Source organism: Acidovorax sp. 107 (assembly GCF_003058055.1).
Taxonomy (GTDB): Bacteria; Pseudomonadota; Gammaproteobacteria; order Burkholderiales; family Burkholderiaceae_C; genus Acidovorax.
On record NZ_QBTZ01000001.1, the window covers coordinates 2,451,120 to 2,469,096 of the forward strand.

13 protein-coding genes are annotated in these 17,977 nt (G+C 62.8%); 4 read left to right on the top strand and 9 right to left on the bottom strand.

Going from position 1 to position 17,977, the window contains the following annotated elements; all coding sequences use genetic code 11:
* Positions 1 to 29 precede the first annotated feature (29 nt).
* Together pstC and pstS are read right to left on the bottom strand one after the other, a co-directional pair.
* Positions 30 to 1,019, bottom strand: a complete 990-nt coding sequence (gene pstC / locus C8C99_RS11495; RefSeq protein ID WP_369818016.1) for a phosphate ABC transporter permease subunit PstC — start codon at positions 1,017 to 1,019, stop codon at positions 30 to 32.
* A 110-nt stretch (positions 1,020 to 1,129) separates the two neighbouring features.
* Positions 1,130 to 2,152, bottom strand: a complete 1,023-nt coding sequence (gene pstS, locus C8C99_RS11500; RefSeq protein ID WP_108625822.1) for a phosphate ABC transporter substrate-binding protein PstS — start codon at positions 2,150 to 2,152, stop codon at positions 1,130 to 1,132.
* A gap of 265 nt (positions 2,153 to 2,417) precedes the next feature.
* Here pstS and C8C99_RS11505 point away from each other — a divergent pair, with 265 nt between their 5' ends.
* Both C8C99_RS11505 and C8C99_RS11510 read left to right on the top strand, forming a co-directional pair.
* Entirely contained in the window at positions 2,418 to 3,896 is a 1,479-nt protein-coding gene (locus tag C8C99_RS11505) for a Ppx/GppA phosphatase family protein (protein WP_108625823.1), read from the top strand.
* A gap of 52 nt (positions 3,897 to 3,948) precedes the next feature.
* Positions 3,949 to 4,467, top strand: coding sequence for a hypothetical protein (locus tag C8C99_RS11510; protein WP_108625824.1), 519 nt, complete (start codon positions 3,949 to 3,951; stop codon positions 4,465 to 4,467).
* A 68-nt stretch (positions 4,468 to 4,535) separates the two neighbouring features.
* Here C8C99_RS11510 and sixA read toward each other — a convergent pair whose 3' ends face one another.
* The 5 genes from sixA to C8C99_RS11535 form a co-directional block, all read right to left on the bottom strand.
* On the bottom strand, positions 4,536 to 5,000 hold the full coding sequence (gene sixA / locus C8C99_RS11515; RefSeq protein ID WP_108625825.1) for a phosphohistidine phosphatase SixA: 465 nt from the start codon (positions 4,998 to 5,000) through the stop codon (positions 4,536 to 4,538).
* A complete protein-coding gene (gene ppk1, locus C8C99_RS11520; RefSeq protein ID WP_108625826.1) occupies positions 4,997 to 7,057 on the bottom strand; it encodes a polyphosphate kinase 1 in 2,061 nt (686 codons plus the stop codon). The genes sixA and ppk1 overlap by 4 nt, the downstream gene beginning before the upstream one ends.
* 174 nt (positions 7,058 to 7,231) lie before the next feature.
* Positions 7,232 to 8,323 carry a glycosyltransferase family 1 protein gene (locus C8C99_RS11525; protein ID WP_056638080.1) on the bottom strand — a complete coding sequence of 364 codons (1,092 nt, stop codon included), beginning with the start codon at positions 8,321 to 8,323 and terminating at the stop codon, positions 7,232 to 7,234.
* Positions 8,320 to 9,189, bottom strand: coding sequence for a UDP-2,3-diacylglucosamine diphosphatase (locus C8C99_RS11530; RefSeq protein ID WP_056637920.1), 870 nt, complete (start codon positions 9,187 to 9,189; stop codon positions 8,320 to 8,322). Before C8C99_RS11530 ends, C8C99_RS11525 begins: the two co-directional genes overlap by 4 nt.
* Positions 9,190 to 9,192: 3 nt before the next feature.
* Entirely contained in the window at positions 9,193 to 10,035 is an 843-nt protein-coding gene (locus C8C99_RS11535) for a GNAT family N-acetyltransferase (protein ID WP_056637917.1), read from the bottom strand.
* A gap of 251 nt (positions 10,036 to 10,286) precedes the next feature.
* On the opposite strand from C8C99_RS11535, the gene C8C99_RS11545 reads away from it, so the two are divergent.
* Together C8C99_RS11545 and C8C99_RS11550 are read left to right on the top strand one after the other, a co-directional pair.
* The gene (locus tag C8C99_RS11545; RefSeq protein WP_056638077.1) at positions 10,287 to 13,184 is read left to right on the top strand and encodes an EAL domain-containing protein; all 2,898 of its coding nucleotides are present in this window, start codon (positions 10,287 to 10,289) and stop codon (positions 13,182 to 13,184) included.
* Positions 13,185 to 13,369: 185 nt separating this feature from the next.
* Positions 13,370 to 15,601 carry a bifunctional diguanylate cyclase/phosphodiesterase gene (locus C8C99_RS11550; protein WP_108625827.1) on the top strand — a complete coding sequence of 744 codons (2,232 nt, stop codon included), beginning with the start codon at positions 13,370 to 13,372 and terminating at the stop codon, positions 15,599 to 15,601.
* Positions 15,602 to 15,663: 62 nt separating this feature from the next.
* Here C8C99_RS11550 and glmM read toward each other — a convergent pair whose 3' ends face one another.
* Both glmM and folP read right to left on the bottom strand, forming a co-directional pair.
* On the bottom strand, positions 15,664 to 16,998 hold the full coding sequence (gene glmM, locus C8C99_RS11555) for a phosphoglucosamine mutase (protein ID WP_108625828.1): 1,335 nt from the start codon (positions 16,996 to 16,998) through the stop codon (positions 15,664 to 15,666).
* Between the two features lie 93 nt (positions 16,999 to 17,091).
* The gene (folP, locus tag C8C99_RS11560; protein WP_056637906.1) at positions 17,092 to 17,922 is read right to left on the bottom strand and encodes a dihydropteroate synthase; all 831 of its coding nucleotides are present in this window, start codon (positions 17,920 to 17,922) and stop codon (positions 17,092 to 17,094) included.
* Positions 17,923 to 17,977 lie beyond the last annotated feature (55 nt).

The window sequence follows — 17,977 nt, forward strand, 5'->3', positions numbered from 1 at the left end:
CGGAGGATGGACTGGGGCTGGAACAGGGCTTACAGGCCCTTGGCTTTCTCGGCACGCAGCAGCATGATCTTGGCGGCGGACAGCACCACGAACGTGATCACAAACAGCAGGAAGCCCAGCGCGAACAGCGTGGACAGATGAAAATCTGCCGCTTCGCCAAACTCGTTGGCCAGCGTGGATGCAATGGAGGTTCCGGGTGAGAAGAGCGACGTCGGCATGCGGTTGGCATTGCCGATCACGAAGGTGACGGCCATGGTCTCTCCCAACGCTCGGCCCAGGCCCAGCATGACCCCACCAATGACGCCCTTCTGGGTGTATGGCAGCACCACGCGGCGCACCACCTCCCAGGTTGTGCACCCCAGGCCGTAGGCAGACTCGCGCAGGATGGGCGGAACGATCTCGAACACATCGCGCATCACGGCGGCCACAAAGGGCAACACCATGAAGGCCAGCACGATGCCCGCGGCCAAGATGCCAAAGCCGTTGGTACTGCCGCCAAAGAGGAAGCCGATCAGCGGCATGGAGCCGAGCAGTTTTTGCACAGGCACCTGAAAATGGTCTGCAAACAGCGGCGCAAACACGAACAGGCCGAACATGCCGTAGATGATGGACGGCACAGCCGCCAGTAATTCCACCGCGGTGCCGAGCGGGCGGCGCAGCCATACGGGGCAGGTTTCGGTCAGGAAAAGCGCAATACCAAACGCGAGCGGCACTGCAATCAGCAGTGCAATGCCCGCGCTGGCAAGGGTGCCAACGATGGCAATCGCTGCACCGAATTCTTCATTGACGATGTCCCATTCAGCGCGCCAGATGAACTGCACGCCGAACTTGTGAAAAGCCGGCCACGCGTAGACGAACAGCGAGACGATGATGCCCAGCAGCGCCGCGAGCACCAGCAGCGACAGACTCTGGGTCAGCCGATGGAAAACGATGTCCTGCAGCCGCTGCCGCTTGGCAATCGACACCATGGACGGTGTGGGGGCGTCCGTCTTCTTGACGGACACGGGTTGCGAACTCATGGTGGTTCCCACGCTCATGTTGACTCCCATCTGGCTTCTGGAGACCCCACAAACCAGTGCCCATCGGCCAGACCAGCCGGCCGATGGGCACTATTCTGGGGCAAACCGCTTTACTTCTTGATTTGCGACCAGACCTTGGAGCGGATCTGTGCCGTCAGGGTGTCAGGCAGCGGAACGTAGTCCAGGTCAGCCGCCATGGTCTTGCCGTTCTTGAAGGCCCAGTCAAAGAACTTCAGAACTTCGGCCGACTGGGCCTTGTCTGCGGGGTCGGCGTACATGAGGATGAAGGATGCTGTGCTCACGGGCCAGCTGTTGGCGCCCTTGGCGTTCACCATCGAAATACCCATGCCAGGCACACTGAACCAGTCAGCGCTGGCAGCCGCCGCGGCAAAGGTGGCGTCGTCAGGGGCCACATACTTGCCATCGGCGTTCTGCAGTTGCAGGAACGTCATGTTGTTCTTCTTGACGTAGGCGTACTCCACGTAGCCCAGGGCACCCTTCACACGCGTCACATTGGCCGCAACGCCTTCGTTGCCCTTGCCGCCCACGGAAGACTGAGCAGGCCACTTCACCGCAGCACCCTTGCCCACCGTATCAGCCCACTCCTTGCTGACGGAGCTCAGATAGTCGGTCCAGTTGAAAGTGGTGCCAGAGCCATCGGCGCGGTGCACGATGGTGATGTTCTGGTCGGGCAGAGTCTTGCCGGGGTTCAGGGCTGCCAGCTTGGCATCGTTCCACTTGGTGATCTTGCCCAGGTACATTTCGGCCAGCACAGGGCCGGTCACGCGCAGTTCGCCGGGCTTGAAGCCATCCAGATTCACCACAGGCACCGTGCCGCCAATGATGGCAGGAAACTGCACCATGCCATCTTTTTCCAGCTCAGCGCCGGACAGGGGAGCATCAGTAGCACCAAAAGCCACGGTCTTCGCTCGGATCTGGCGGATACCACCCGAAGAACCGATGGACTGATAGTTCAGACCCACGCCAGTTTCCTTCTTGTAGGCTTCAGCCCACTTGGCATACATCGGGAACGGGAACGTAGCGCCGGCGCCGGTGATGTCCGCCGCAAAGGCATTGCCCACCGCCAGGGAGGCCAATGCGACTGCGACGGTTTTGAGAAATACGCGTTTCATGAGATACCTTTCGGCAGGGGTTAACAGGAACACCACGAACTTTAGGGGGCGATCGTGACAATTCAGTGACACAAATCCACCCCCCTTTCGACCACTGCCACAAATACGGTGACGCGTCTCCTGCGGCTTCACCGTTTTGTCACACAAGCCATTCACACTCCCCCTGCAATACTCCCGACCGCCCGCTGCGGCCCTACCCGGCCAAGCCTGGGTGGTTTCGGCGCATCGCGGTACGATGCCGCACGCAGCTCCCAACTTATCAACAATGCAGAACGGCACACGCCTCGCCGCGGTCGACCTCGGCTCCAATAGTTTTCGTCTGGAGATCGGGCGCTATGAGTTTGGACACGTCCAAAGGGTGGAATACCTGAAGGAAACTGTGCGCCAAGGCAACGGACTCGATGAGGATCGCAACCTTACCCGCGACGCCATGGAGCGCGGCTGGGCCTGTCTGGCGCGCTTCGGCGAACGCCTGGCGGGTTTTCCCCGCGCCCAGGTGCGTGCTGTGGCGACCCAGACGTTGCGCGAGGCACGCAACCGCGAAGAATTCCTGTCACGCGGTAGTGAGGTACTCGGCTACCCCATCGACGTGGTATCTGGTCCCGAAGAGGCGCGTTTGATCTACCAGGGCGTGGCCCGGTTGCTGCCCCAATCGGACGAGCGTCGCCTGGTAGTGGATATCGGAGGACGGTCCACCGAACTGATCCTGGGCCAGCAATTCACACCCCATGCGGTGGCCTCTTTCCGCGTTGGCAGCGTCGCGTGGTCGCAGCGCTACTTTGCCAATGGTGAGTTCTCTGCCCAGGCGTTCTTGGCTGCCGAGATCGCCGCCAAGGCGGTGCTGGACGAGGCGCTGGAAACCTTTCGCCCCGATGCCTGGGACGTAGCCTATGGGTCGTCGGGTACGGCAGGAGCTGTCGGTGACATTCTGGCCGCTGCCGGGGGGCCGCAGGGGCTGATCACCCAGGATGGGCTGAACTGGCTGCACGAACGTCTGCTGCGCGCGCAAAGTGCAGACCGCCTGCGCCTGGAAGGACTCAAGGAGGAGCGCCGTGCGGTCATTGGCGGTGGCATCAGCGTACTGCGCGCCATATTTGACCTGCTGGGCATCCAGGAAATGCAGGTCGCACAAGGGGCGCTGCGCCAAGGAGCCCTGTACGACCTGCTGGACCGAGAGCAGCCCGGCACCGACCTTCGCACCACCACGGTCCAGGGTTTGATGCAACGGTTTGGCGTGGACATGGAGCATGCAGACCGCGTGGCACGTACCGCTTGTGCATTGTTTGACCAGGCCGCGCCTCCCGGAAGCGAACGTGCCAGCCGCAAGCTGGACTGGGCCGCCCGGCTGCACGAAATTGGCTGCCGCATTTCACACAGCGACTACCACCGCCACGGCGCCTACATTCTCGACAACACCGATGCTGCCGGATTTGCCGTGCCAGAACTGCACCGCCTGGGAGTGCTGGTACAGGGGCAGCGAGGCAAGGTGCGCAAGCTGGGTGTGGAACTGGACGACCCCATTTTTGTGCTGCAGCTGTTGTGTTTGCGCCTGGCGGTGGCCCTGTGCCACGCGCGCCGCGACCCCGATACCAAAGGGCTGTCGCTGCGCCAGGACAGACAGCGGTTTCAGGCCAGCGCCCGCCCCGGCTGGGCCTTGGCCTACCCTCAGTCCGCCCACCTTTTGCGCGAAGAAGTGCAAGCCTGGCAGAAAACGCCTTGGGAGCTGGTCGTAGACATGTCTTGAGCAGAGAACATAAACGGTATAAACTGTTTATACCGTTTATCAAAGATCAACCATGACCACTGCCAGCACCACCCCCAGCCCCGTTGCCGTACCCGCCGCGCCTGCAGTCGCAACTGCAAAGGCGGCCAAGCCCGCCAAGCCCGCTGCGGCCGTCAAAGCACCCAAGGCAGCAAAAACAGCCGCGGCAGAAAAGACCTCTGCCCCCAAGGCCGCTACAACGCCCAAGCCAGTCAAGGCAGCAGTTGCAACCAAGCCCGGCAAGGCCAACGACGTCAAGGCCAAGAAGCCCAAACTGGTGCGAGACAGCTTCACCATCCCCAAAGATGAGTACGCCGTGCTCGACCTCTTGAAGCAACGCGCCACGACACTGGCCCATCCGGTCAAGAAAAGCGAACTACTGCGTGCAGGGCTCAAGGTTCTGGCAGGGCTTTCAGACAGCGCATTGCGCACCGCATTGCAGGCCGTGCCATCCATCAAGACCGGTCGCCCAAAAGCCGATGCAGCAGAAACCACGCCAGCGGCAGCTGCGAAGACAGCGACCAAAGCCACCGGCAAGACAGGTCGCAAGTGAATCAGGCCCCGACGCACTACGGGTGTTGAGCGAGGAGCCTCACGGATTCTCAGACATTGGCGGGCGGATCATAGAAATTCCGGCGACTGCACCGCCATCAGCACGGTCTGGCTATGATCCCAACGCTGGCGCTGACGCAGCCACCACACTGAGCCCTTGCGAACCGGGCATTCCGGGGCCTGGAGTTGCAGCAACTGAGCAACGGTCTGGCCCAACATGGGTTGGTGTCCCACCACCAGCACAGCGCCTTTGGCGCGAGGCCATTGCACCAGCTCCAGCAAATCCAGCGGTGTTCCACCCGGCAATAGTTCTGCGCGCATCTTGAACTTGCGACCCAGCGCCTGGGCCGTTTGTTCGGTACGCCGCGCGGGGCTTGCCACGACCCTCAAGCCTTCGGGCAGCTGGCGATCAAGCCAGGCGGCCATGCGCGCCGCCTGTTTCTCACCGCGGGAGGTGAGCGGGCGGGCAAGATCGTCATGGCCGTCTTCAGCCTCCTCCGCTTCGGCATGACGCCAAAGGATCAAATCCATCATGCAGCCTCTGGCTCCTCACGACCCAGAGGAGGCCGAGGCCCATAGCGCACCATCAGCGCGCTCTGGGCGCCATGACCGTCCACAGGATGTGCTGCGCGGTCATAGGTGCCGCCTGCGTTCAAAGTCCAGGCGTCACGGTCGTCACACAGATAGGCCACCAAGCACTCATCGATGATTTGCTGGCGCAGCGTGGCGTCGGTGACAGGCCACGCCAGTTCCACACGGCGCATCATGTTGCGGTTCATCCAATCGGCGCTTGAGAGATAGAGGTCCTCTTCACCGCCGGCACGAAAGTAAAAAACGCGCGTGTGCTCCAAGAACCGGCCAATCACCGACCGCACGCGGATGTTGTCAGTCACTCCTGGCACCTGCGCGGCCAGCATGCAGGCCCCGCGCACGATCAGATCGATGCGCGCGCCGCGCTGCCCAGCGAGGATCAGTGCCCGCATCAGTCCCTCATCGGTCAAGGCATTCATCTTGGCCACGATCCGTGCATCTTCCCCACGGCTTGCAGCCAGTCCCACACGTTCGATTTTTTCGATCATCCGGCGGTGCAGATGAAACGGTGCAAGCATGAGCTTACGCAGCTTGGGCGGCCGGTTCTGGCTGGCGAGATGGTTGAATACGCCATCCATGTCGGCGGTAGTTTCGTCATCAGCCGTGAGGTAGCTCAGGTCGGTGTACAGCTTGGCCGTGCGCACGTTGTAGTTGCCGGTGGACAGATGGCCGTAACGGCGTAGCTGCCGTCCCTCGCGGCGCGTGACCAGCAGCATCTTGGCATGGGTCTTGAGGCCGACCACGCCATACACCACCTGTGCGCCAATCGACTCCAGCGCCTCAGCCCAGTTGATGTTGGCCTCCTCGTCAAAGCGCGCTTTCAGCTCTACCACCGCCATCACTTCCTTGCCCCGACGCACGGCCTCGCTGAGCAAGTCCATGAGTTCGGAGTCGGCCCCTGTTCGGTAAATGGTCTGCTTGATGACCAGTACCTGGGGGTCGTTCACAGCCTCGCGCAGGAACGCAAGCAACCCATCAAAGCTTTCGAAAGGCTGGTGAATCAGCACATCACGCTGCCGCAATTGCTCCATGATGGACACATTGGGCTGCAGTTGCCGGGGCCATGCAGAGCTCCAGGGCGAGAACAGCAGCGCAGGATCATTCACCAAATCCACCAACTGATTGAGGCGCACCAGGTTCACAGGGCCATGCACACGGTACAAGGCGGCACCAGGCAGATCAAATTGCCCCAGCAAAAAGTCCGACAGGAAGCGTGAACAACCCGCGGAGACCTCCAGCCGCACAGCCTGTCCGTAGTGGCGATGCTGGAGGCCCTGCCGCAAGGCGGTGCGCAGGTTGCGCACGTCCTCTTCATCCAGCGCCAGATCGGAGTGGCGCGTGACACGAAACTGCGAAAACTCCGTCACATCCCGGCCAGGAAAGAGGTCCTCCAGATGCGCCCGCACGATGCTCGACAAGCTGACAAACAATGCCCCTTGAGGCGCCACCTTCTTCGGCATGCGGATCAGGCGGGGCAAGGCACGGGGCACCTTCACGATAGCGATTTCGTTCTCGCGACCAAAGGCATCGCGCCCCTTGAGGCGAACGATAAAGTTCAGCGATTTGTTGGCCACCTGGGGAAACGGATGGGCCGGGTCCAGACCCACCGGAATCAACAACGGGCGGACCTCGCGCACAAAATAGTCGTGCACCCAACGCTTTTGCTCTGGGGACCGCTCGCCGTGCGCCACGATGCGGATCCCGTGCTGCGCGAATGCGGGGACCAAATCCTCGTTGTACAGCGCATATTGCCGCTCCACCAAGTTGTGGACCTGGGCGGAGAGCGCCTCAAACGATGCGGTGGTGTAGAGACCCTTGGTCTCCCCCTTCTTGGCCGCAGTGATGTGCTCCGCCGCACGCACTTCAAAAAATTCATCCAGGTTCGACGACACGATGCACAGGTAGCGCAGCCGCTCCAGCAGTGGGACATCCGTGCGGACAGCCCAGTCGAACACGCGCTCGTTGAAAGCCAGAATGCTGTGGTCACGGTCCAGAAACATGTGGAGCGCGCCACCGGGGGAAACAATGCTCGGCACAGAATCATTGTCATGTGACAAGGTGTGCAAAGAGTCTCCGACAGCATCAGGGTGCCCGCGCTGCAGGGAAAGTGAATCAACAGGAGGCACGGGTGGCATGGGTACGCGGGGGCGGCAATTGCAGGATTGCTGCAGTATTTAACGCTCAGATGACAATTGCGTGACAGATTTTGTGACAGACACAAAAACACCTTGTGCGCTGGAGCGAGCCGGCACCAGATACTGCTGAAACAGCCTGGCCGCATGGGCCCAGGTGAACTCCAGGGCTCGGCTACGCGCCTCGGCTCGCGGTGTCGCCAACGCCTGCCGAGTGGCGGCCAATAGGCTGTCATTCAACACACCACCCACAGGCGTTTTGCCCCCCACGCCACCGAGCACCTCGCGGGGACCGTCTTCCGGAAAAGCGGCGACCGGTGTTCCACAAGCCATTGCCTCGAGCATCACCAGCCCAAAGGTCTCCGAGCGGCTTGGAAACACAAATACATCGGCTGACGCGTACACCTGCGCCAGCGCCTCCCGGTCCAGGATGCCAAGCCAGCGCACCTGCGGGTACTTGGCTTTGAGACGCACCTCCAATGGCCCAACGCCGCAAACCACCTTGGTACCAGGCATGTCCAGTCGCAAAAATTCCTCAATGTTCTTTTCGTACGAAATGCGGCCCACGTACAAAGCCACCGGGTGGGCCAACACGCCGGTCAGTGGGCTCTGGCAGACCTCGCCATGAAAGTGAAACGACTGGGTATCCACGCCGTGGGTCCACAAGCGCAACTGGCGAAAGCCCCGCTGTTCCAGCATCTGCAAGACCCCTTGCGTGGGCACCATAACCCCGGACGAGGGGCGGTGAAAATGCCGGAATAGCGCATAACCCCAGCCCAGAGGTACGCGCAGGGCCGCCTGCAAAATCTCTGGAAATCGCGTGTGAAAGGCCGTGGTGAAGGCCAGCCCACGCCGGAGACAGTAACGGCGTCCAGCCCATCCCAACGGCCCTTCAGTGGCCAGGTGGATGGCGTCTGGGCGCATGGCATCCAACTTCTGGGCCAGCAATTTATAGGGCCGTACAGCAAGATCAATGCCCGCGTAGCCTGGGCAAGGGCGCGTGGCAAACTGGCCAGGGTGCAGCACTTGCACGTCATGCCCGGCGTCCTCCAGTTCTCGCACGAGCTCCAGCAATGTCGTGACCACACCATTGACCTGGGGCAACCATGCATCGGTCAACAGAGCGATCTTCATGCAGGCACCTGTGTCGCCTGGCCGGGCGCGGCGGCCACGGGCATCGCAGGCCATTGCAAGAGTTCCAGCCGGCCATCAAGATGCTCGACCAGCGCCGTATGGCTCTCCACCCAGTCGCCATCGTTGCAGTACAAAATGCCGCCAATCTCGCGCATCTCGGCGCGGTGGATATGTCCGCAGACTACACCATCATGACCACGGCGACGGGCCTCTGTAGCCACGGCCACCTCGAAGTCGGTGACGTAGTTGAGCGCCTTTTTCACCTTGCCTTTCAGGTAGGCGGACAGCGACCAATATGGCAGCCCCATGCGCGCCCGGAGGGTGTTCAGATGGCGATTGAGCTTGAGCGTAAATTCATACAGGTTGTCGCCCACATAAGCGAGCCATTTGGCACACTGGATCACGCCATCAAAGTGGTCTCCGTGCGTGACCCACAGGCTGCGCCCATCGGCAGTGGTGTGCACCGCATCGGCCACCACATCAATACCCCCAAAGGAATGCCCCACAAACGCGCGGGCAAACTCGTCGTGGTTACCAGGCACGAACACCACGCGACACCCCTTGCGCGCGCGTCGCAACAGTTTTTGCACCACGTCGTTATGCGCCTGCGGCCAGAACCACCGGCGACGCAATTGCCACCCGTCCACGATGTCACCGACCAGGTACAGATGGTCGCTGGGATGGTGCTTGAGAAAGTCCAGAAGCGCCGCGGCCTGACAACCCGGTGTGCCCAGGTGCAGATCTGAAATGAACACCGCGCGAAACCGCCGCTGACCGACGGGCGATGCATGTGCGTCGGGCTCTGCACCCTGTGGCACCAGGGACTCGTTCAACCAGGGGCCCAGAGCGTCGAACGCTGCGCGCACCGGTCAAGCCCCCAGAAAGTGCTTGCGGTAGCGGGGATGCAAGTCAGCCAGCCGCATCAGCATGGGCAGGTCTGCCGTGTTGAAGTCAGGGTCCCAGGCGGGAGCCCCCAGCACGCGGGCCCCCAGGCGCAAATAGCCCTTGATCAACGCGGGTGGGTCCACGGCGATGGAGCCATCCAGGTGTTCCACGGGCAGCGGCAGGCGCGGCAGCACGTGGTACTCGATGGGTGCCAGATGGGTTTTTCGCACTTGCTGCCAGATGCTCGCAGCCGCGTCGCCGCTGACCACGCCGTTGTGGAGCATGGGGATGCTGGCGCAGCCAATCATCGTGTCGAGTTCATTGCGGACCATGAAATCCGCCAGCGCACTCCACAACGCCATGATCACGCCCCCGTGGCGGTGATCTGGGTGTACGCAGCTGCGACCCAGTTCAACCATGCGGGGGCGGAGCGTGCGCAGGCGCGTCAGGTCAAATTCGGTATCGCTATAGGTTCCACCCACCCGCTTGGCCTGCGCCGGTGTCAGCACCCGGTAAGTCCCAATGACTTGCCGGCTTTGCGCATCGCGTACGAGAAGGTGCTCGCAATAGTCGTCAAAAAGGTCCACGTCGTGGCCAGGAATGGGGGTCGTCAATCGAGCACCCATTTCTGCTGCGAACACCTCAAACCGCAGGCGCTGAGCTTCGCGAACTTCATCCAGATGCCTGGCCCAAGCTACCTCGATAGCGCCACGCGCAGGGACGGACGAATGTGCAGCGCTCGACACAACGCCAGGACGCTGAACAATGCTGGTGCCCGCCGTCTCGGGCGATGTGGACAGCTGCATCAAAGTGGGCAGGTCGTTCATGGGCAACGTCTCCTTCGGTAAGAACGGGCACAGCTGGAATTTCCAACCGGAGCGGGAATCCGCTTTCCTGGCCGCGAGTGTGAAAGCCACGCATGACATGCCCATGTCTGCGACGTGTCAGCGCCATGACACAGTGCCCACCTATCAGGACGAGCGCCCACCGATGGCCTGCATAATTGGTTGAGGAACCTCGTGCCGTGCCTTCACCCACCCTGCCCACCCCCCGCAGCCCCATCGCCGCTTTTGTGGCGATGTTCTTGCTGGCTGCAGCCTGCGCGGGGGCGGTGGTCTGGACGCTGGAGCGCCAGGAACGCGCGCAGCAGCGCACCCAGGCGGCAGATATGGCGGGGGACCATGTTCAGGCCCTGCAACGCGCCATCGAGTTGGCGCTCTCGGCCAACAACACGCTGGTGGCACTGGTGCGTCAAGGTCACGGCAACGTGCGCCAGTTCGAGGAAATCGGTACGCAGATGCTGCCGTTCTATCCGGGTATTGCAGCCATGGGTCTGTCCCCGGGCGGGGTGGTTCAGCAGGTTGTGCCGCGCAAGGGCAACGAAAATTCGATTGGATTTGACCAGCTCAACGACTCCCGCCAAGGCCCCGAATCCGCACGCGCACGTGAATCCGGCCTGCTGACGCTGGCGGGACCGATGGAACTCGTGCAAGGCGGCCTGGGGATCGTGGGGCGCCAACCGGTGTACCTGGAAGATGACCTGGGGCGCCGCAGCTTTTGGGGGTTCACCTACGTCACTATCCGCCTACCCGACGTGCTGGCAATGGCCCGGTTACCCCAGCTCACCGAGCGTGGTTTCCACTATCGCCTGTGGCGTGTTCGCCCGGACAACAAGCTGGAGCAGACGATTGCGGCATCCGATCCTCCGCCTACGAACGACGCCGTGGGGCGATCGCTCACGCTACCGAATGGCGAATGGATGCTGAGCTTGGCCCCGATCAAAGGATGGGGGGCCCCGGGCGTGCTGGCCCTGCGTTGTGCAATAGGCTTGCTGTTTGCCCTTCTGATGGGCTACCTCGCGCGCTTGCTGGTCGAACTGAAGGCGCACGAGCGGGGCCTGGCCACACAGGTGGCGCAGCGCACCTCCGAAATCCAGGCCACGCAGCAGCAGTTGCGCGCCACCATTGACGCGATTCCCGATCCGCTGTTCGAAATCGATCAGGAGGGCCGCTACTGCAGCGTACACAGCCCACGCGCCGAGCTGCTCATGGGGCCTGCCGACCAGCTAATTGGCCGCAATGTCACAGACGTACTGCCCGCCCTGGCCGCACTGACCGTGATGGATGTGCTCCACGAAGCGCAAACCCAAGGCTGGTCTACCGGGCGGCAGATCATGCAAGACCTGCCTGGCCTGGGCCCCACCTGGTTCGAACTGTCTGCCGCACGCAAGGCAGGCTCGGAAGGTGCCAAGCCCCGCTTCATCCTGCTGTGCCGCGACATCTCTGAACGCAAGCGGTCGCAAGAACAATTGCAATTGACGGCCCAGGTCTTCGACCAGAGCGGAGAGGCCATCGTGATTGCCGATGCGGCCCATACCATCGTGCGCATCAATCGCGCCTTCAGCCGCATCACCGGCTACTCGGAGGCCGAGGCGGTGGGTCAGTCGATGCGCCTGCTCACGGTGGCCGAGTCCACCCGCGACTTCAACGCTGACTCGGTGTACACACAACTCACCCGGGAGGGTCACTGGGAGGGTGAGGCATGGGGCCGCCGCAAGGACGGATCAACCTACCCCCAGTGGCTGTCCGTGAGTAGCGTGCGCGACGGCAATGGCAGCACCACCCACTCCATTACGTTGTTCCGCGACATCACGCTGCAGCGCGAGGCACAGGACCGCATCCAGCGCCTCGCGCATTTCGATCCTCTTACCGACCTGCCCAACCGCGCGCTCCTGGCCGAACGCGCCCAGCGCCACATCGCACAGGAGCAGGCGCGGGGCGGGACGCTGGCCCTGCTGTTCCTGGATCTGGATCACTTCAAGAACGTGAACGACTCGCTGGGGCACCGCGTGGGGGATGTCCTGCTGGTGGCAGTGGCCCGCCGGCTCGAGTCCCTGCTGGGCACGCAAGATACCGTGTCACGCCTGGGCGGCGATGAATTCTTGCTGCTACTGCCTGCTGCCTCAGCGGCTCAGGCGGCCGACGCAGCCAACCGGCTGCTGGTTGCCGTGGCACAGCCATTTCAGGTGGAGCCTTACGAACTCACGACCACGCTGTCCGTGGGCATCGCCATGTATCCGGCAGACGGCGATTCGTTCGATACCCTGTACCAGCGCGCCGATGCCGCCATGTACCGCGCCAAGCAAAACGGGCGCAACCGGTTCGGCTTTTTCACCGCCGACCTGGAGGCCCGCACAGCGCGCGCCCTGCAGATCGAAAACGCCCTGCGACGGGCTCTGGAACGCAATCAGTTCGAGCTGCATTACCAACCCCAGGTCTCGCTCACCACGCGCCAGGTAGTCGGCGCCGAAGCGCTGCTGCGCTGGCGCCACCCCGAGCTGGGCATGGTGTCCCCGGCAGAATTCATTCCCGTGGCAGAGAGCAGCGGCATGATCGTCGCGATTGGCGAATGGGTGCTGAACACCGCTGTGCACGATGCCAAGCGCTGGCTGGACCTGCAGCTGCCCTTGCGGGCCGTGTCGGTCAACCTGTCGGCCGTGCAGTTCCGCCATCCGCAGTTACCCGAGATGGTGACGCGCTGCCTGCAGCAGGCCGGGCTGCCTGCGCGCCGGCTGGAACTGGAGCTGACCGAGGGCGCAGCGGTGGACGACCCCGCCGCCGCACTGGCCATGATGGACCAGTTGCATGACCGGGGCGTTCGGCTGTCGATGGACGACTTTGGCACCGGCTACTCGTCATTGAGCTACCTCAAGCGCTTTCAGATCTACAAGCTCAAGATCGACCAATCCTTTGTGAGAGACCTGGACGACGACGCCAACGACCGGGCCATCGTCAGCGCCATCATCCGCATGGCACAAGCACTGGGCATGCAGACCACGGCCGAGGGGGTGGAAACCGATGGCCAACTCGAATTCCTGCGCACTCAGGGATGCGACGAAGGCCAAGGCTACCTGTTCAGTCGTCCCCTGACTGCCGACGCCTTTGAAGCCTATCTGCGGGAACATCTGGGCAGCTGACAAGCTGCGTTGGGCGCCAAGCCCCTACGGAGCAAACGCGCTGAAGAGGAAAACGGGTGATCGAAGTACGGCAGAACATGCGGCGCCGTACTTCGCGCATACCCTCAAACGGTTTGTAAGCTGCCGCTGCTACACTTTGGCACAATTTTTTGAGGCCACCTGGCCCCGCCGCCTGTTCTGGTCTTATGTATTCGCTGTTCAGCACTCCGCCCTTGCAGCGACCCGGAGTGACTCCCGACACCCCCCTGCAACGTACCCTGCGCGAGCAACAGACCCTTCTGGACAGCGCGGGGGTGGGTATCGTGTTTCTGCGCCAGCGCAGCGTGGTGCGTTGCAACCAGCGGTATGCCGAGATTTTTGGCTACGGCAGTCCCGCCCGTTTGGTAGGACTCAACACGGAAGCCTTCTATCCAGACCGCGAAGCCTTCCGTGATCTGGGACGCACGGCCTACCCCGTGCTGGTGCAGGGCCAGTCATTTCGCGTGGAACGCCAGCTGCGCCGTCGTGACGGCACACTCTTTTGGGGCAGCCTCACAGGGCGGCTCATCAACCCGCACGATACCGGGGAAGGCTCGATCTGGATCGTGGATGACATCGACGAGCAAAGGCACGCTCAGGCCGCATTGAACTCTGCGGTGCGCGAAAAGCAGTTGCTCTTCGACAGCGCCATGGTCGGCATCGTGTTCCTGCGGGACCGGCACCTGACCCGCTGCAACAATCACTTTGAGCAGATGCTGGGTTTTGAGCCCGGCGAGCTCATGGGCAGTTCATCGCGCCGCTGGTATGCCAGCGATGCTGCATGGGAAGAAGTGGGCCACCGCTGTTACCCCGCGCTGGCGGGAGGGCAGTCTTACGAGGGCGAAGTGGATCTGTGCCGCAAGGACGGAACCCCTGTGATCTGCGAAGTACGCAGCAAGTGCATCGATCCGGCAGACCCTGCCCAGGGCACCATCTGGATCACCATGGACATTACCGACCGCAAACGCGCCCAGGCGGTGCTGGCTCAGGCCCACGGCGAGTTGGAGCGGCAGGTTCAGGACCGGACCCGCGAACTGCGCGAGACAGTGGAAAACCTGCACCGAGAGATCAATGACCGCAAGGCAGATCAGGAGCGGATCTACTGGCTGGCGCACTACGACGCCTTGACCGGTCTGCCCAACCGGGCACTGCTGGCAGAACGCGCGCAGCAGGCCATCCGCGTGGCCCAGGAGAACCAAACTCCGCTGGCCATCATCTTCCTGGACCTGGACCACTTCAAGCATGTGAATGACTCCCTGGGCCACCGGGTAGGCGACGTGCTGCTGGTCGAGATTGCCAAACGCCTGCGCGCTGTGGTGCGCGACAAGGACACCGTGTCGCGTCTGGGAGGGGATGAGTTCATCCTGCTGCTGCCGGGCGCCGACGCCCGCGGCGTCGCACGGGTCGCCGGCAAGTTGCAGGAGGCATCGAGCCAGCCCTATCAGATCGACCACCACGAACTGACCATGGCCCCCTCAATGGGCATTGCGCTGTTCCCGCAGGACGGACACGACTTCGATACGCTGACCCAATCGGCCGATGTGGCCATGTACCGAGCCAAGCTGGACGGGCGCAACACCTTTCGCTTCTTCACCCCAGAGATGCAGGCCCAGTCCGTACGTGCGTTGCAGCTCGAAAACGCGCTGCGCCGCGCGTTGGAGCGTGAGCAATTGCATCTGCACTACCAACCACAGATGAGCCTTTCAACAGGCTCCGTGCGCAGTGTCGAGGCTCTGCTGCGCTGGCAGCACCCCCAGCTGGGCGCCATCTCACCGGCAGAGTTCATCCCCATCGCTGAAGACAGCGGGCAGATTTTGCAGATCGGTGAGTGGGTGCTGCGTACAGCACTGGCCCAGCTCAAGGCGTGGCGCAGTTGCGGGTTTCCCGAACTTTCAATGGCGGTCAACCTCTCGGCCATCCAGTTTCGCCAGCCCCAGTTGCCAGAGCTGGTGAGCCGGGTGCTGGCGGAATTTGATCTGCCCCCGAATTCGCTGGAACTCGAACTGACGGAAGGCGTGGCCGTGGACGACCCCCATGCAGCTGTGGCCACCATGGACCAACTGCATGCACGGGGGGTTCGGATGTCGATGGACGACTTCGGCACCGGTTATTCATCACTCAGCCAGCTCAAGCGCTTTCAGATCTTCAAGCTCAAGATCGATCAATCGTTCGTGCGCGATCTGGGCAACGACAGCAACGACCGCGCCATCGTCAGCGCCATCATCCGCATGGCGCAGGCGCTGGGCATGCGCACCACGGCTGAGGGGGTAGAAACAGAGGGCCAACTGGCCTTTCTGCACCAGCAAGGGTGTGACGAAGCGCAGGGCTATCACTTCAGCACCCCATTGCCTGCAGAACAGCTGGAACGCTTCATGCGGCAACACACGACAGCGCACTGAACAGCCCGGAGGCCAATCATGGCGCGGCAGAGATCGCTGAGACGCCCCCCAGATCCAGGAATTCAACCCGCGCGGGCGGCATCGGCCAGGCACTGCGCACAAGAGCTGGCCACTTGCGCATCCTGCGCCTCCACCATCACACGCAGCAAGGGCTCGGTGCCGCTGGCACGGATCAGCACCCGGCCCGAGGAACCCAGTTGCTGCTCGACCGCCGCCGTGGCATCGGCCAGCAGACGGTTCGCCTTCCAGTCCTGCCCGGGCGCCAGCCGCACATTGAGCAACACCTGAGGGTACAGCGTGACGCCAGCCAGCAACTGCGCCAGCGTGCTGCCACTGCGCACACAGGCCTGCAGCACCTGCAGGGCGCTCACCAATCCGTCGCCGGTGGTGTGACGGTCCAGCGCAAGCAGGTGGCCCGAGCCCTCCCCTCCCAGCACCCACTGGTGGCGGGCCAGCTCCTCCAGCACATAGCGGTCTCCCACCTTGGCGCGCACAAACTTCACGCCTTTGGCCTGCAGCGCCACCTCCACCGCCATGTTGGTCATGAGGGTGCCCACCACGCCAGGCACGTGCTCGTCCCGGCCCATGCGATCGGCGGCCATCAGGTAAAGCAGCTCGTCGCCGTTGTACAGACGCCCCGTCGCGTCCACGATTTGCAAACGGTCTGCGTCGCCATCGAGCGCAATACCATAGTCGGCACGGTTAGCGCGTACGGCGTGCACCAACGCATCGGGGTGCGTAGCCCCCACCTCGTGGTTGATGTTGAGCCCGTCGGGCGCGCAGCCGATCGAGAGAACCTCTGCCCCCAGCTCGTGGAACACCTTGGGCGCGACCTGATACGCAGCGCCGTGGGCGGCATCCACCACCACCCTCAGCCCCTTGAGCGTCAGGTCCTGGGGAAAGGTGCTCTTGCAAAACTCGATATAACGCCCGGCTGCATCATCAAGCCGCCGGGCCTTGCCCAAGCTGGCAGAGTCGGCCCACACTGGTGGCTCAGCCAGGGCGGTCTCCACCGCCAGTTCCCAGGCGTCCGACAGCTTGGTGCCCTGTGCGCTGAAAAACTTGATGCCGTTGTCGGGGTACGCGTTGTGGCTTGCGCTGATGACCACACCCAGGCTGGCGCGCTGGGCTCGCGTCAGGTAAGCCACCCCGGGCGTTGGCAACGGCCCGAGCAGCACCACATCCACACCTGCGGAGTTGAAGCCAGATTCCAGGGCGCTTTCGAGCATGTAGCCCGAAATGCGAGTGTCCTTGCCGATCAGCACCGTCGGCCGCTCTTCTGTGCGGCGCAATACACGACCTACCGCATGGGCAAGGCGCAGCACAAAATCTGGCGTGATGGGCGGTTGCCCCACGGTGCCACGGATGCCATCGGTTCCAAAGTATTGGCGTGTCATGTTCTAGCGTCTCCTCGTACGGATCTCAGTATGTTGTTATCGACGACGGGGCCTGACGCCCCACCTGCCCAGTTTGACCAGCGGCTGGCGCCCTCAGCCAGATCGCTGCATGGCAGCCCACACCGCCAGCGCCGCCACCGTTTCGTGCACGTCGTGCACACGCACCACCGAGGCGCCCCGCTCGACCGCCAGTACCGCAGCGGCCACGCTGGGCACCATGCGCTGGCCCACCTCCAGCCCGGTCACCGTGCCCAGAGACGACTTGCGCGACCATCCTGCCAGCAGCGGATAGCCGGCCACCAACAGCTCCGACTGCCGGGCCAGCAAGGCGAAGTTCTGCTCCACTGTTTTGCCAAAGCCAATGCCCGCATCCAGCAAGATTCGGGTCTTTTCGACTCCTAGCGCCAGCAGATTATGCGTCTGCAGCTCCAAAAATGATAGCACCTGGGGCACAACATCGCCCTCCATGGGCGCCTGCTGCATGGTCTGAGGGTCGCGGTGCATGTGCATCAGGCAAACACCGCACTGGGGGTGGGCCGCGACCACCGTCACGGCGCCCGGCTGCCGCAAGGCCCAGATGTCATTGACGATGTCTGCACCCAGGTCCAGAACAGCGCGCATCACTTCGGGCTTGTAGGTGTCCACTGAAATCGGAACACCCAGGGTCACCGCCTCGCGCACCAGGGGCACGACACGAGCCAGTTCCTCGTCCAGCGACACGGCAGGGCTGCCCGGCCGCGTGGACTCGCCGCCGATGTCCAGAATATCGGCGCCCTCCTTCAGCAGCTGCTCGCAATGCCGCATCGCAGCAGCCGTGGAGCCATGGTGCCCCCCGTCAGAGAAGGAATCGGGGGTCACGTTGACGATGCCCATGACCTGGGGACGGATCAAATCGATTGCGAAGCGGGAGGTTTGCCAGATCATGTCTCGATCACGTCCATGCGGATTTGCGAAAAGGCGGCCATGCAGCGCCAGTTGC